The following is a 14,699-nucleotide window of genomic DNA, read 5'->3' on the forward strand; positions in this document are numbered from 1 at the left end:
GGCGCACAATCGCCGCTAGACGTCTCGCCAGAACAGACGCTCAGGGAAGGCAGGTGCCGAGAACCGCATTCGCGCCAAGCGCCGTGAAGCGCAGTTCGCCGCCCCAGCGGTGGTGGCCACCTTTGATCGCGTTCGCGTTGGCGGTGGGGGCCGTGGCCGGCTGGGTCGTGTGGCGCGAGTTCGACGCCCAGGGACGGCAGGCCCGTGCCCAACTGCAGTCGCAGGCCGAGTTGCAGGCCACGCAGGTCGAGGCCTGGGTGCAGCGTCAAATGACACTCGCCGGCTTTCTGTCGACCGGCCAGGCGGTGGGTGACCTGTACACGCGCTGGATCACCCAGGACGACGACGACGCCCGGCAGCGCCTGCTGGCACGGGTGGTCGGCTTTCGCCAGGCCAACGACGAAGACAGCGTGATGATCGTCGACCCGCAGGGCAAGGTGCTGGTCAGCGAGCATCCCCAGAACCAGAGCGTCGGTGGCGAGTTGACCGCCACGTTGCAAGCCGCGTTGGCCAGCGGCAAGCCACAGCACACCGGCATCTACCGGGAAGATGGCTCACCGATCCCGCTGCGCTTCGATGTCGTCGTGCCCTTGCTCGCCACCGAGGTGACGCATCCCGGAGCCGTCGTGCTGCGCATCGATCCGCGGCGGGTGCTGTTCCCGATGCTGGCGACGCAGCCGGTGCCCAGCACCAGTGGCGAATCCGTGCTGTGGCAGATCGAAGGCGACAAGGCCGTCATCCTCAACGACGTGCGGGACCGGCCCGACAGCGGCAGGCGCCTGGCACTGCCCTTGGCCGGGTCGTCGCTGCCCATCGCCCAAGTGGTGCGGGCCGACGCAGCCCGCGGCGAGGTCGTCCGGGCGCTCGACTATCGCAACGTCCTGGTGCTGGCCACGGTGCGCGCAGTCCGCGGGACGGACTGGTGGCTGGTCTCCAAGATCGACGTCGACGAAGTCGAGGCGCCGGCCTGGCGAACCGCCTGGTGGACCGTGGCCACCGCCGCCTTGCTGCTGTTCGGTCTGGGCCTGGCGATCCGGCTGTGGACGCAGCGACAGGCGCTGCTGCTGGCCCAGCATGACCGCGCGCAGCAAGAAGCCCGCATCGAGACGCTGGCCCTGCTGGAAGCGATCGCCCAGAGCTCGTCCGATGCGATCTTCGCGAAAGACCTGCAGGGCCGCTACGTCTTCGTCAACCGCGCCGCCTGCCTTGGCTTCGGCAAGCGCGCCGACGAGGTGCTGGGTCACGACGACTTCTCGATCTTCGGTCCGGCCTGGGCACCCGAGCTGGCCAGGCACGACATGAACGCGCTGCAGGCCGACGCGCCGCAGGTGTTCGACGAGCGCCTGCCCGGCCCGCAAGGCGAGCGCATCAACCTGTGCACCCGCGGCCCATTGTTCGGCGCCGATGGCCGGCGCATCGGGCTGTTCGGCGTCTCGCGCGACCTGACCGATGCGCGCAAGGCCGAGCGCGCGCTGCGCGACAGCGAAGCCCACTACCGCACGGTCGTCTCGGTGCTGAACGAGGGCGTGCTGGTGTGCGACCCGCAAGGCGCGGTGATCAGCTGCAACCCGGCGGCCGAGCGCATCGTCGGCGCCCTGCAGCGTGACTGGCAGGGCCGCTCGGTCGTGGCGCCGGGCTGGACACCGTTGCGCGACGACGGCACCCCGATGCCACCCGAAGAAACGCCGCCCGGCCGGGTGCTGAGCGGCCAGCCGGCGCAGCAAGGGGTGCTGCTGCACACCGTCAGCCCGAACGGCGACACCACCTGGTTCGAGGTCAGCGCGCTGCCGGTGCTGAGCCCGGACACCGGGGCGCTGATGGCGGTCGTGACCTCGTTCGCCGACGTCAGCAAACGCAAGCAGCAGGACGACGCGATCGCCCGCCACCGTGAAGAGTTGGAAGAAGCGGTGGCCGCGCGCACCCGCGAGCTGCGCGACGCGGTCCAGCGGCTCGAAGGGCTGGCGCGCTTCAACCGCACGCTGACCGACACCCTGCCCGGCCGCGTGGCCTACTGGGACAACGAGTTGCGCTGCCGCTTCGCCAACCGCGGCTTTCTCGAATGGTTCGGCAAGACGGCGGCCCAGGTGCTGGGCCGCACCGCTGACGAGGTCTTCGACCCCAGCTATCGCCAGCGCAACCTGCCGCGGCTGCAGGCCGCATTGCGCGGCGAGGCGCAGCACTTCGATCGCGAGCAGACCGACGCGAGCGGCGAACCCGTCGTCCACCAGGTGCACTACCTGCCTGACGAAGATGCATCCGGCCAGGTGCTGGGCGTCTACGTGATGGCCTTCGACATCACCGCGCTGAAGCGCGCTGAAACCGAGTTGCGCGCCACCAATGCCGAGCTGCAGCGCTCGCGCAACGAGGCCGAGGCCGCCAGCCGCGCCAAGAGCGCCTTCCTGGCCAACATGAGCCACGAGATCCGCACGCCGATGAACGCGATCATCGGCCTGACCCACCTGATGGCACACGAGACCCGCGACGCGCTGCAACAAGAGCGCCTGGGCAAGGTGGACCATGCGGCCAAACATTTGCTGCAGGTCATCAACGACATCCTCGACCTGTCGAAGATCGAGGCCGGCAAGATGAACCTGGAGTTGACCGACTTCGCGCTCGATGCCCTGTTGCAGCAGACCACCGAGCTGGTGGCCGGCCCGGCGCGCGAGAAGGGGCTGGATCTGACGTTGAAAACGGGTGACCTGCCAGCACGCTTGCGGGGGGACCCGATGCGCCTGTCACAGGCGCTGCTGAACCTGCTGTCGAACGCGGTCAAGTTCACGCAGCACGGCTGGGTCCGCCTCGGCGGTGAGGTGCTGGCCCGGCAAGACGGCCGCGTGCAATTGCGGCTCGAGGTGCAAGACACCGGCGAAGGCATCGCGCCGGATCGGCAAGCCGCGCTGTTCAGTGCCTTCGAGCAGGCCGACAGCTCGATCGCGCGGCGCCACGGCGGCACCGGCCTGGGGCTGGCGTTGACCCGCCATCTGACGACGCTGATGGGAGGCGAAGTCGGCGTGCACAGCGAGCCTGGCGTGGGCAGCACCTTCTGGATCACCGTCTGGCTGGACCAGGCCGCCGAGGCGGTCGCACCCGCAACGCCGCTGTCGCCAACGGCCGAAAGCGAGGCCCGATTGCGGCGGCAGCATGCCGGCCAACGCGTGCTGCTGGTCGAGGACAACGTGGTCAACCAGGAGGTCGGCGGCGAACTGCTGGACCGCGTCGGCCTGGCGGTCGAGACCGCTTGCGACGGCCGGCGCGCAGTGGAGCTGGCCAGCACCCGCACCTACGACCTGATCCTGATGGACATGCAGATGCCGGTGATGGACGGCCTGGCGGCAACGCGCGCGATCCGGCGCCGGTTGGGGCCTGGCCTGCCGATCATCGCGATGACCGCCAATGCCTTCGGCGAAGACCGCCAGGCCTGCTTCGACGCCGGCATGAACGACCACGTGGCCAAGCCGGTCGACCCGGCCGGGCTGTACGCCACCTTGCTGCGCTGGTTGCCTGAGCGAAGGCCCCGCCCCGAGATCGCGCCATCGCCGACGCCGATCCGGCAGCGGGCCAACGCGGTACCGCCGCTGCGCCCGCTGATCGAGCGCCTGGACTCGGTGCCGACCTTGAACTGGCGACAGGCGCTGAGCAACCTGGGCGGCCACCCACCTGTGCTGGAGCGGGTGTTAGACAGCTTCGTCAAGGCTTACCGCGCAGGGGCGCCGGAGCTGCTCGAGTCGCCGAGCCCGGCGCGAGTCGAACGTTGGCGCGCGCTGTGCCACTCGCTGCGCGGCGCCTGCGCCTCGATCGGTGCCGATGCCCTGGTGCAACGAGCACGGCAACTGGAGCACCAGCTGCAACAAGCCTTCGACGCACCGGCGCTGGCCGACATGGCCCGCGGCCTGCATCAGGACCTGCTGGCACTCGTGGGCCACCTGCAAGTACAGCTGGCTTCGAAGCCGGTGAACTGACGCGGCCCCGGCGAGATGGGCCCGGCTACGGCGCCTGGGTCAAAGCAGGAACAGACCGACGGCGAGGAAGCCCGCCCCCATCGCTGCCGGCAGCCACTCGCCGCTTTCGTGCTCGAAGATGAACTGCGACGGGCTGTCCGGGTCGTAGCGCACACGAACCGTCGCACCGCGCTCCAGCTCGTCCAGCGCGTCCTTGGGGATGCTGTGGCGCTGCGAGACCTTGCGGCCGGCCGATGTCTCGAAGGTGATCTGCGCAGAGTAGGTCGTCGAGCCGCGGCGCTTGTGGCGCGTGTAGCCGTCGATCGGCTGGATTTCGGCCAGCTGGCCAACGGACTGCAGGTGCGAAGCCGCGCGGTATTCCTTCAGGCCAATGACCAGGATCGACAGGCCAGCGACCACGGCGCCGATGCGAAACAACCACTGGCGCAGCGTGCGCTGGCGACTCATGTTGAAGATATCCATTCTTGAACCGCCCTCCACGGCGTTGTTGTGAAAACGGCGCGGATTCTCGGCGACCCACGGCCGCGCTGACGTCCGTCTAACAGCGAGACTGCGACGTAGTGCGCAGAACGACGACCCGCCGGCTTCGTACACTGCGGCGAACGAGGCACCGGGTCCAGGCATGCAGTCGCGCGGCGTTCACCTTCAATACAGCTTCGAGCCCGAAGGCCAGCGCGGTGCCGCGCTGCACAACCCGCTGTTCGACCTGCTCACTGCCGTGCACGAGCAGGGCTCGATCCAGCATGCGGCGCGCGCCATCGGCGCCTCTTATCGCCACGTCTGGGGTGCGCTCAAGCACTGGGAGGGCGTGCTCGGCGAACCGCTGGTGAACTGGGTGCGCGGCCAACCGGCGCGACTGACGCCGTTTGCCGAGCGGTTGCTGTGGGCCGAGACGCGCGCCCGCGCCCGCCTGACACCACACATCGAGGCGCTGCGCGTCGAGCTGGAACGCGTGGTCGCCGAAGCGCTGGACGGCAGCCAGCAAGTGCTCACCGTCTATGCCAGCCACGACCTGGCGCTGCCACTGCTGCGCGAGCAGGCGAGCGCCGCGCAGCGCCTGCACATCGACTTGCGCTTTGCAGGCAGCCTGGACGCCCTGCGTGCATTGGCCGAGGGCCGCTGCCAAGTCGCCGGCTTTCATGTACCGCCGTTGGCCGACAGCCGCAACCTCTTTGCCCAGGCGCTGAAGCCACTGCTCAAGCCGGGTCGGCACAAGCTGATCGGCTGCAGCCGGCGCAGCCAGGGCCTGATCGTCGCGGCCGGCAATCCCCTTGGGCTTCGAACCCTGGCCGACGTGGTGGCGCTGAAGCTTCGTTTCATCAACCGCCAGCCCGGGTCGGGCACGCGGCTGTTGACCGAGCACCTGCTCGCGCAACACAAGCTGGCGCCGACGAGCCTGCACACCGGCGCGCCCGAAGACAGCCACAACGCGGTGGCGGCGGCCGTGGCCAGTGGCGGGGCCGATGCTGGTTTGGGTGTGGAGGCCGCAGCTCGCGCGTATGGCCTCGGCTTCGTGCCGCTGGTGCAGGAAGACTATTTCCTCGTCTGCCTGAAAGACGCGCTGGAACACCCCGGTGTGGTGAAGCTGCGCGAAGCACTGGCCGCGCCGGCATGGCGCAAGGCGCTGATCACCCTGCCCGGCTATGACAGTGCCGAGAGTCCGGGCGCCGTGCTGTCACTCACGCGTGCGCTGCCGTGGTGGCACTACCGCGCCGCCAAAGCCAAGGCCTAACCGGACAAGTACTGGCCCAGGTGGTCGACGAAGACCCGCACCTTGGGCGAGAGATGCCGGCTCGATGGCCAGAGCGCGTTGAACCGGCCGCCGGCGTTGACTTGCTCATCGAGCACGCTCACCAGTAGGCCCTCTGCCAGCACGCCGCGGACCAGGAAGTCCGGCATGCAAGCGATGCCCAAGCCGCGCAGCGTGGCACTGAGCACTGCCTCGATGTTGTTGCAGGCCAGCACCGTTCGCAGCCGGGCGTCGATGTCGGGAGTGGCGGCCTGCAGCATCGGCCAGTCGAGCAGCTTGCCGGTGTTCGGGTGCCGGAAGCGGATCGAGGCGTGGCCCTCCAGGTCATGCACCTGCTTGGGCGTGCCGTGCTGCGCCAGGTAGGCGGGTGAGGCGCACAGCAGCAAGCGAAATGGCTGCAGCGGCCGCGAGACCAGGCGCGAGTCGGGCAGGTCGCCGCTGCGGATCGCGATGTCGATGGACTCTTCGATCAGGTCGACGCTGCGGTCGGTGAAGTTGATGTCGAGCTCGACCTCGGGGTAGCGCGCGAGGAAGTCCGGGATCAACGGCATCAGGAAGTGGTGGCCGACGATCGGTGCGCTGACGCGCAGCCTGCCTCGCGGCGCTTCCCTCGTTCGCACGAGCATGGCCTGGGCATCGTCGAGGTCGTCGAGCACACGCCGGCAACGCTCGTGGAACAGCCGGCCTTCGTCGGTCAGCTGGACGCGGCGGGTACTTCGGTGCAGCAGGCGCACGCCGACCTCCTGCTCCAGCCGCGCGACGGCCTTGCCGACCGCCGACGCCGAGATCTCCAGCGTCCGGCCCGCTGCGACGAAGCTGCCCAGATCGGCTGTTTTCACGAAGGCCAGCAGGCCGCTCAGCTTGTCCATCGCCATGAAGTGAAGGCCCCGATTGAAGCGAATCATTCCGCAATGAGCGGATTCTGGCGCTATTTCCGATTCATTCAATCTCGAATAGCGTATCTCCATGATTCCGCAAAGCAAGACGGCCCGAATGGCCGCCGTCGCCGCACTCTTGTTGCTACCGCTGCTGCTGCAAGCCGGCGGCACGCACTGGGTGCGCTCAGTCGACACCTGCCTGCTGTACCTGATGCTGGCGCTGGGCATGAACGTCGTGGTCGGCTACGCCGGTCTGCTGGATCTGGGCTACGTGGCCTTCTACGCCGTCGGCGCCTACCTGTTTGCACTGCTGAACTCGCCGCACTTGAGCGAGAACTTCGCGGCGATCGGCGCGCTGCTCCCGGCCGGCCTGCACACGCCGTGGGGGGTGACGATCCCGCTCGCGGCCGCGCTGGCTGCCTTGCTCGGCATGCTGTTGGGCACACCAACGCTGAAGCTGCGTGGCGACTACCTGGCCATCGTGACGCTGGGCTTCGGCGAGGTCGTGCGGATCCTGATCAACAACATGGGCGGAACGCCGATCAACATCACCAACGGCGCTCAGGGCGTCGGCCCGATCGACTCGATGAACGTCCTCGGGCTGGACCTGGGCCAGCCGCTGGCCGTCGGCGGCTTTCAGCTCGCGCCGGTCACGCTGTACTACTACCTGTTCCTTGCGCTGACGGTGGCCACGGTCATCGTCTGCCACCGCCTGGAGCACTCGCGCATTGGCCGCGCGTGGATGGCGATCCGAGACGACGAGGTCGCCGCCGAAGCGATGGGTCTCAACACCCGCAACCTGAAGCTGCTGGCTTTCGGGATCGGTGCGAGCTTTGGCGGCGTGTCGGGCGCGATGTTCGCGGCCTTCCAAGGCTTCGTGTCGCCCGAGGCCTTCAGCCTGCAAGAGTCGACGTTCATCGTAGCCATGGTGGTGTTCGGCGGTCTCGGCCACATCCCGGGCGTGGTCCTCGGCGCGGTGCTGCTGACCGCATTGCCAGAGGTTTTGCGCTACGTCGCCGGGCCGCTGCAGACCATGACCGACGGCCGGCTCGACGCGGGCATGCTGCGCCCCTCGCTGATCGCGCTGACCATGATTGGCACGATGCTGCTGAGGCCGCGGGGGCTGTGGCCGGCGCCTGAGCACGGCGCCTCGCCGCCACGGCACGCTTACAACATGTCTCCACGCCGCGCTGGCCGGCTGGACTTACGTTTACAGCCGCCGCGATCTCCGAGATGATGCGGCTCGCGCGTCGGATGCTCGCCGACCCGCCCGCCTCTCCAAGGAGTCCCCATGAGGCGCTTGCCCGCTGCCTGCCTGCTCGTGTTGTTGCCTGCGCTGGCCTTGGCTGACGCCAACTGGCGACGCCCTATCACCGCGCCRCAAGATTTTCTCGGCGGCGAACCCGAACCCGCTGTCGAGTTGAGCGAGGCCTGCAAAGGCGCCGTCGCGCCCAAGCTGGCCACCGTTCGCCACGTTCGGCTGGCCGACACCGAGGTGCGTGCCCTCGAAACCTGCATGAAAGAGCCGATCAGCCAGCCCGGCAAGGTCATCCACGCGGTGCGGGCGGTGCGCATCGGCACCAGTGGCGGTGCGTACCAGGTCTACTTCAACAAGACCCAGGCTTTTGTCTTCCACGGCTCGTTCGACAAGCTGCCGCTGACCGACGCCGTCGTGCTGCTGGTGACGGATGGCGAGATCAGCGACTCGTTCGCCGACGCGGCCACCTTGGACTGAAACGGTCCGCCGGCTGAGTCACTGTCATTAGGCGCGCGCAGCGCCGCCGCTCATCAAGTGGCGTGCGCGGATCCGGCTCTGCCGGTCCGCTGCGCGAGCCCCCTCGGGGGGCAGCCCCCGGAAGGGGGCGTGGGGGCTATGTCACACAGCCGGCGTCCGGCCCCGTCGGTCCATCCCCCAGGAACACCGGCTCCGGGATCCGCCAGCCGTAGCGAACCGCTGTCAGCTCAGCCAGGATGCTGACGGCGATTTCCGGTGGCGTGCGGGCGCCGTTCTTGATGCCGACCGGCCCGTGCAGCTTCGCCAGCGTCGGTTCGTCGAGGTCGAAGTGCTCGGCCAGCCGCTGCTTGCGCTTGGCCTGGTTGACGCGCGAGCCGATCGCGCCGACGTAGAACGCGGTCGAATGCAGCGCCTCCATCAGCGCCAGGTCGTCGAGCTTCGGGTCGTGGGTCAGTGCGATCACGGCGGTGTGCGGGTCGGGCTTGAGCGCCTGCACCGCATCGTCGGGCATGTCGCGCACATAGCGCACGCCGGGCAGCGGCTCGGCGGGGGTGTACTCGTCGCGCGGGTCGCAGACCGTCACCTGGTAGTCCAGCGCCTGAGCCATCTGCGCCAGGTAGTGCGTCATCTGGCCTGCGCCAACGATCAACAGACGCCAGTTCGGGCCGTGCGTCGTCACGAGCTTGGTCTCGTCCAGCACCACCACGTCGGCACCTTCGGGCTCGCTCAGCGTGACGGCGCCCGTTGCCAGCACCAGCTCACGCCGCACCTGGTCACCGGCCAACAGCAGCTTCAGCAGCGGCTCGACCTGGCTGTGGTCGGCCAGCGGCTCCAGCACCAGCTCCAGCGTGCCGCCACAGGGCAAACCGAAGCGTGCCGCCTCGTCGCCCGAAACACCGTAGCGCACAACCTGGGGCGAAGTAGCCGCCAATGCATGCGCCTTGGTGCGCTCGATCAGGTCGTCTTCGATGCAGCCGCCCGAGACCGAGCCGGCGATTGCGCCGTCGTCGCGCACCGCGACCACCGAGCCGACAGGCCGCGGCGCCGAGCCCCAGGTACGGGTCACCGTGCCCATCACCACCCGGTGGCCGGATTCGCGCCAGGCCACCACCTGGCGCAGGATGTTCAGATCAACGTTGTCCATATCGGCATCAGTGTCGGGGATCTGCGCGCCGTTTGCCGGCGTACCCCCTTGAACCCCTGAAAAGTAAAGGTACGGGCAAAGCGCGGCGCTTGGCGATGCGGGGCATACCCTGAGCAGCCGGCGCGCGCCGGCGCCGCTGTCCCCTTCTGGTACAGACCCGCCCAGGATTGCGGGTGAACCCTGATGCCGCGCCCCACCCCTTGCAGGACAGTGGTAGGTGTTTGTGGCACAAGCCAGCGGCGCCCCGGCTGCCTAAGATGCAGCGCACCGGGGGCGTCCGCAGTCCGGMGTTCCTTCCTGGATGTCAATCAAAGGAGACGACATGACCATGCTGACGCTGAAGGTCAACGGGCGCGAACTCACGCGCGACGTCGAGCCTTCCACCCTGCTCGTGCAGTTCATCCGGGAAGGGCTTCAGCTCACCGGCACCCATGTCGGCTGCGACACCGCGCAATGCGGCGCCTGCACCGTCCACATCGACGGCCGCGCCGTGAAGAGCTGCAACATGCTCGCCGTGCAAGCCGCCGGACGCGAGCTGACGACGATCGAAGGCCTGGCCGCCGCCGACGGCACGCTGCACCCGATGCAAGCTGCCTTCAACGAGTGCCACGGCCTGCAATGCGGATTCTGTACACCCGGCATGGTGATGAGCGCGGTCGACCTGGTGAAGCACCACGCGTGCAGCACCGATCAGGAAGTGCGCGAGGGGCTGGACGGCAACTTCTGCCGCTGCACCGGCTACCAGAACATCGTCAAGGCGGTGCGCCAAGGCGCCGCCTCGATGAAGTAGCCACCACCTTGACCAGGAGTCATGACATGAACGCACGTCAAGGTTTCATCGGCCAGAGCGTCAAGCGTCGTGAAGACGCCCGCTTCCTGACCGGCACCGGCCGCTACACCGACGACATCGTCCTGCCCGGCCAGACATTCGGCTTCTTCCTGCGCTCACCCTATGCGCACGCCACGCTGAAACGCGTCAATACCGAGGCCGCCAAGGCCGCGCCCGGTGTGCTGGGCGTGTTCACCGGCGAGCATTTCAAAGACGTGGGCGGCCTGCCTTGCGGCTGGTTGATCAACTCGATCGACGGCACGCCGATGAAGGAGCCCAAGCACCCGATCCTGGCCGACGGCAAGGTGCGCTACGTCGGCGACCGCATCGCGCTGGTCGTCGCCGAAACGCTGGAGCAGGCGAAGGAAGCGGCTCAGCTGATCGACGTCGAGTTCGACGAACTGCCCGCCGTCGTCGACCCGGTCGATGCACAAAACGCCAAGGCCGCGCTGCACACCGAGTCGGCCGACAACCGCTGCTACCAATGGCAGATCGGCGATGCGGCCGGCGTGGAAGAGGCGCTAAAGAGCGCGGCCCATGTCACCACCCTGAGCTTCCGCAACAACCGGCTGATCCCGAACGCGATCGAGCCGCGCGCCRCCAACGCTTCGTACGACCGCGCCGGCGACAGCTACACGCTGTACGTGTCGAACCAGAACCCGCACGTCGAGCGGCTGCTGATGTGCGCCTTCGTGCTCGGCATCCCCGAGCACAAGATGCGTGTCGTCGCGCCCGATGTGGGCGGCGGCTTCGGCTCGAAGATCTTCCTCTACGGCGAAGAAACCGCGCTGGTCTGGGCCAGCAAGAAGATCAACCGGCCGATCAAGTGGACGGCTGAGCGCAGCGAATCGTTCCTGTCCGACGCGCACGGCCGCGACCACGCGACCACCGCGCAACTGGGGCTGGACAAGGACGGCAAATTCCTCGCGCTGAAGGTCGACACCACCGCCAACCTGGGCGCCTACTTGTCGACCTTCTCGAGTTGCGTGCCGACCATCCTGTACGCCACGCTGCTGGCTGGCCAGTACAAGACGCCGAAGATCAGCGCGACCGTGACCGCGGTGTTCACCAACACATCGCCGGTGGACGCCTACCGCGGCGCCGGGCGGCCCGAAGCCACCTACGTGGTCGAGCGCATCGTCGAGACGGCGGCGCGTGAACTGGGCATGGACCCGGGCGATATCCGGCGCAAGAACTACATCCACGAGTTCCCGTACGCGTCGCCGGTCGGCCTGACCTATGACATTGGCGACTACGACGCGACGCTGAACCGCGCCGAGCAACTGGCCGATGTGAAGGGCTTCCCGGCCCGGCAGAAGGCCAGCGAGGCCAAGGGCCTGAAACGCGGCATCGGCTACTCGGCCTACATCGAAGCCTGCGGCATCGCGCCGTCGAGCGTGGCTGGCGCTCTGGGCGCGCGAGCAGGCCTGTTCGAAGCCGGCGAAGTGCGCGTTCACCCGACCGGCAAGGTCACCGTGTTCACCGGCAGCCACAGCCACGGCCAAGGCCACGAGACGACCTTTGCGCAGGTGGTGGCCGACAAGCTGGGCATCCCGATGGAAGACATCGAGATCGAACACGGCGACACCAGCAAGGTGCTGTTCGGCATGGGCACCTACGGCTCGCGCTCGCTGGCGGTGGGCGGCACCGCGATCGTCAAGGCGCTCGACAAGGTGATCGCCAAGGGCAAGAAGATCGCGGCCCACTTGCTGGAAGCGGCCGACACCGACATCGAGTTCGAAGGTGGTCAGTTCAAGGTGGCCGGCACCGACAAGGCCGTCCCGTTTGCCTCGGTGGCGTTGACGGCCTATGTGCCGCACAACTTCCCGCACGACAAGCTGGAGCCGGGGCTGAACGAGAACGCGTTCTACGACCCGAGCAACTTCACTTTCCCGGCCGGCACCTACATCTGCGAGGTCGAAGTGGACCCGGCGACCGGCGCCACGCGCATCGACAAGTTCACCGCCTGCGACGACTTCGGCAACGTCGTCAATCCGATGATCGTCGAGGGCCAGGTGCACGGCGGGCTGGCACAAGGCATTGGCCAGGCGCTGCTCGAACACGGCGTGTACGACAAGGAAACCGGCCAGTTGCTGACAGGCAGCTACATGGACTACGCGATGCCGCGCGCCGATGACTTGCCCGAGTTCACGGTCGAGACGGTCAAGGGCACACCCTGCACRCACAACCCGTTGGGCGTGAAAGGCTGCGGCGAGGCTGGTGCCATCGGCTCGCCACCGGCGCTGATCAACGCGATCTGCCATGCGCTGGGCGTGAAGGACGTGCCGATGCCGGCATCGCCCTACAACGTCTGGCAAGCCATCAAGAACAACCGCTGATCAGGAAAGGACGACCATCATGCAAGCCTTTGCTTATCAGAACCCCGGTTCGGTGGCGGATGCGGCCAAGGCCGCGTCTCACGGCGGTGCCAAGCTCGTGGCAGGTGGCCAATCGCTGCTCGCGGCGATGAAGCTCGGACTGGCGGCGCCCGAAGCGCTGGTCGACCTGGGGGCGATCGCCGAGTTGCGCGGCATCACCGCGGCCGGTGGCACCGTGACGATCGGCGCGATGACCACGCACGCCGAGGTGGCCGCATCGAAAGACGTGCAAAAAGCGATCCCTGCGCTGGCGCAACTGGCCAGCGAGATCGGCGATCGCCAGGTGCGCAACCGCGGCACGATCGGCGGCAGCCTGGCCAACAACGACCCGGCGGCCGACTACCCGGCCGCCGCGTTGGGCCTGGGCGCGACGATCCAGACCAACCAGCGCAGCATCGCGGCCGACGATTTCTTCAAGGGTCTGTACGAGACCGCGTTGAAGGACGGTGAAGTGATCACCGCGGTCAAGTTCCCGGTGCCCGAGAAGGCCGGCTGGCAGAAGTTCAAGCAGCCGGCGTCGCGCTTCTCAACGGTTGGCGTCTTCGTCAGCAAGGGCCCGGCCGGCACACGCGTTGCCGTCACCGGCGCCAAGGCCTGCGTCTTCCGCGCCAATGCGCTGGAGACCAAGCTGCAAGCAAGCTGGGACGCAGCCTCGTGCGCCGGCGTCTTCGTATCGCCTGCCGACATGACGACCGATCTGCACGGCACCGGTGAATACCGCGCCGCGCTGATCCCCGTGCTGGCCGGCCGCGCGGTGGCCGCCAGCTGACGCCCCCTCCCCGTTCGGGCTGAGCCTGTCGAAGCCCAGCCGGTCATGCTGATCGCCGGCCCTTCGACAAGCTCAGGGCGAACGGTTCTTCTCCGAAACGCCGCACTCGCTGCGGCGTTTCTTTTCCGATCACCCATGAGCCTGGACACTACCGCCCTGCCCACCTCGATCGACGCCACCGCCGAGGCGCTGCTGGCGCACGACTACGTGGCCGAGCGGGAGTTGGCGACCACTGTCTTCCTGGCGCTGAAGCTGCAGCGCCCGCTGTTCCTCGAAGGCGAGCCCGGCACCGGCAAGACCGAGATCGCCAAGACGCTGGCCGCGATGCTGGCCCGTCCGTTGATCCGGTTGCAGTGCTTCGAAGGGCTGGACCTGGCCGGTGCTGCCTACGAGTGGAACTACGCACGGCAGATGATGGCGATCCGCGTGGCCGAGGCCGAAGGCACGGCCGGGCATGGCCGGCTCGACGACGAGCTGTTTGGCGAGCGCTTCCTGATCAAGCGCGCGTTGCTGCAAGCCATCGACCCGGCGAACCTCGTGCCACCGGTGCTGCTGATCGACGAGTTGGACCGCGCCGACGAACCCTTCGAGGCCTTCTTGCTCGAGGTGTTGTCGGATTTTCAGATCACCGTGCCCGAGCTGGGCACCGTGCGCGCGATCGATCCACCAATCGTCGTGATCACGTCGAATCGCACACGCGAGATCCATGACGCGGTGAAACGCCGCTGCCTCTACCACTGGGTCGGCTTCCCGGACGCGGTGCGAGAGCGCGCGATCCTGGCGCGTCGCGTGCCTGGTGCGCCCGAGGCTCTGTCGGCGCAGATCGTGGCCTTTGTGCAGAAGCTACGTGGCATCGATCTGTACAAGCTTCCCGGCGTCGCCGAGACCATCGAGTGGACGCGGGCCTTGATGGCGCTGGATGCGTTGGTTCTGGACCCGCAGACGGTGCAGCACACGCTCGGGGTATTGCTGAAGTACCAGGACGACATTGCTCGCATGCAGGGTGGTGAGGCGGCGAGGTTGTTGGCTGAGGTGCAGGATGCGATGCGCTCGGCTGCTGCTCGTTGATTCGATGTTGATGCGGGACGCGTGCAGCGGTTGGCGCGCTGGGCTGGGGGCCCGGGGCATCTTCGGCGGCTCGCTCGCGGGGAGACGGAGTGCGCCGGCCACGGTCTCACGGTCGGCAGCGTGTTCTCTGGCGTCGGTTGGGGCGACCGCGAATAAGAGCCGCCGAACCTGCCCCGAACCCCCCGCCCC

The 14,699-nt window shown here is 67.9% G+C and carries 11 protein-coding genes; 8 read left to right on the forward strand and 3 right to left on the reverse strand.

Translation table 11 applies throughout. The features are described 5' to 3' along the window. The first annotated feature begins 83 nt into the window (after window positions 1-83). Complete coding sequence (locus tag AC1DYI_RS04485) at window positions 84-3,959, forward strand: PAS domain-containing protein (protein ID WP_477202872.1); 3,876 nt, start codon at window positions 84-86, stop codon at window positions 3,957-3,959. A gap of 39 nt (window positions 3,960-3,998) precedes the next feature. Here the strand turns inward: AC1DYI_RS04485 and AC1DYI_RS04490 are convergent, their stop codons facing one another. Next, window positions 3,999-4,406: a DUF3592 domain-containing protein gene (locus AC1DYI_RS04490; protein WP_477202873.1), complete on the reverse strand. Its 408-nt coding sequence runs from the start codon at window positions 4,404-4,406 to the stop codon at window positions 3,999-4,001. A 175-nt stretch (window positions 4,407-4,581) separates the two neighbouring features. On the opposite strand from AC1DYI_RS04490, the gene AC1DYI_RS04495 reads away from it, so the two are divergent. Beyond that, entirely contained in the window at window positions 4,582-5,691 is a 1,110-nt protein-coding gene (locus AC1DYI_RS04495; RefSeq protein WP_477202874.1) for a substrate-binding domain-containing protein, read from the forward strand. Here AC1DYI_RS04495 and AC1DYI_RS04500 read toward each other — a convergent pair. Continuing rightward, window positions 5,688-6,578, reverse strand: coding sequence for a LysR family transcriptional regulator (locus tag AC1DYI_RS04500; protein ID WP_477202875.1), 891 nt, complete (start codon window positions 6,576-6,578; stop codon window positions 5,688-5,690). The two genes, AC1DYI_RS04495 and AC1DYI_RS04500, sit on opposite strands and share 4 nt — an antisense overlap. A 124-nt stretch (window positions 6,579-6,702) precedes the next feature. Between AC1DYI_RS04500 and AC1DYI_RS04505 the strand changes: the two genes are divergently transcribed. Both AC1DYI_RS04505 and AC1DYI_RS04510 read left to right on the forward strand, forming a co-directional pair. Continuing rightward, window positions 6,703-7,824: a branched-chain amino acid ABC transporter permease gene (locus AC1DYI_RS04505; RefSeq protein WP_477202876.1), complete on the forward strand. Its 1,122-nt coding sequence runs from the start codon at window positions 6,703-6,705 to the stop codon at window positions 7,822-7,824. A 54-nt stretch (window positions 7,825-7,878) separates the two neighbouring features. Beyond that, a complete protein-coding gene (locus AC1DYI_RS04510) occupies window positions 7,879-8,322 on the forward strand; it encodes a hypothetical protein (protein WP_477202877.1) in 444 nt (147 codons plus the stop codon). Window positions 8,323-8,458: 136 nt separating this feature from the next. Here the strand turns inward: AC1DYI_RS04510 and AC1DYI_RS04515 are convergent, their stop codons facing one another. After that, window positions 8,459-9,466 (reverse strand): XdhC family protein, encoded by a 1,008-nt coding sequence (locus AC1DYI_RS04515; protein ID WP_477202878.1) that lies wholly within the window; start codon window positions 9,464-9,466, stop codon window positions 8,459-8,461. A 322-nt stretch (window positions 9,467-9,788) separates the two neighbouring features. Between AC1DYI_RS04515 and AC1DYI_RS04520 the strand changes: the two genes are divergently transcribed. The 4 genes from AC1DYI_RS04520 to AC1DYI_RS04535 all read left to right on the forward strand — a co-directional run bounded on the left by AC1DYI_RS04520 (window position 9,789) and on the right by AC1DYI_RS04535 (window position 14,510). Further along, a complete protein-coding gene (locus AC1DYI_RS04520; RefSeq protein WP_477202879.1) occupies window positions 9,789-10,256 on the forward strand; it encodes a (2Fe-2S)-binding protein in 468 nt (155 codons plus the stop codon). 26 nt (window positions 10,257-10,282) lie between these two features. Next, window positions 10,283-12,634, forward strand: coding sequence for a xanthine dehydrogenase family protein molybdopterin-binding subunit (locus tag AC1DYI_RS04525; RefSeq protein WP_477202880.1), 2,352 nt, complete (start codon window positions 10,283-10,285; stop codon window positions 12,632-12,634). Window positions 12,635-12,653: 19 nt separating this feature from the next. Continuing rightward, entirely contained in the window at window positions 12,654-13,442 is a 789-nt protein-coding gene (locus AC1DYI_RS04530) for an FAD binding domain-containing protein (protein ID WP_477202881.1), read from the forward strand. A 135-nt stretch (window positions 13,443-13,577) separates the two neighbouring features. Then, complete coding sequence (locus AC1DYI_RS04535; RefSeq protein WP_477202882.1) at window positions 13,578-14,510, forward strand: AAA family ATPase; 933 nt, start codon at window positions 13,578-13,580, stop codon at window positions 14,508-14,510. Window positions 14,511-14,699: the final 189 nt, after the last annotated feature.

This window comes from Ideonella sp. P3_A4 (genome assembly GCF_056403075.1).

Excerpts from the sequence above, each read along its gene's own strand:
- AC1DYI_RS04490 (WP_477202873.1), bottom strand. The coding sequence starts at position 4,406 with ATGAGTCGCCAGCGCACGCTGCGCCAGTGGTTGTTTCGCATCGGCGCC.
- AC1DYI_RS04495 (WP_477202874.1), top strand. The coding sequence starts at position 4,582 with ATGCAGTCGCGCGGCGTTCACCTTCAATACAGCTTCGAGCCCGAAGGC.
- AC1DYI_RS04500 (WP_477202875.1), bottom strand. The coding sequence starts at position 6,578 with ATGGACAAGCTGAGCGGCCTGCTGGCCTTCGTGAAAACAGCCGATCTG.
- AC1DYI_RS04505 (WP_477202876.1), top strand. The coding sequence starts at position 6,703 with ATGGCCGCCGTCGCCGCACTCTTGTTGCTACCGCTGCTGCTGCAAGCC.
- AC1DYI_RS04515 (WP_477202878.1), bottom strand. The coding sequence starts at position 9,466 with ATGGACAACGTTGATCTGAACATCCTGCGCCAGGTGGTGGCCTGGCGC.
- AC1DYI_RS04520 (WP_477202879.1), top strand. The coding sequence starts at position 9,789 with ATGACCATGCTGACGCTGAAGGTCAACGGGCGCGAACTCACGCGCGAC.
- AC1DYI_RS04530 (WP_477202881.1), top strand. The coding sequence starts at position 12,654 with ATGCAAGCCTTTGCTTATCAGAACCCCGGTTCGGTGGCGGATGCGGCC.
- AC1DYI_RS04535 (WP_477202882.1), top strand. The coding sequence starts at position 13,578 with ATGAGCCTGGACACTACCGCCCTGCCCACCTCGATCGACGCCACCGCC.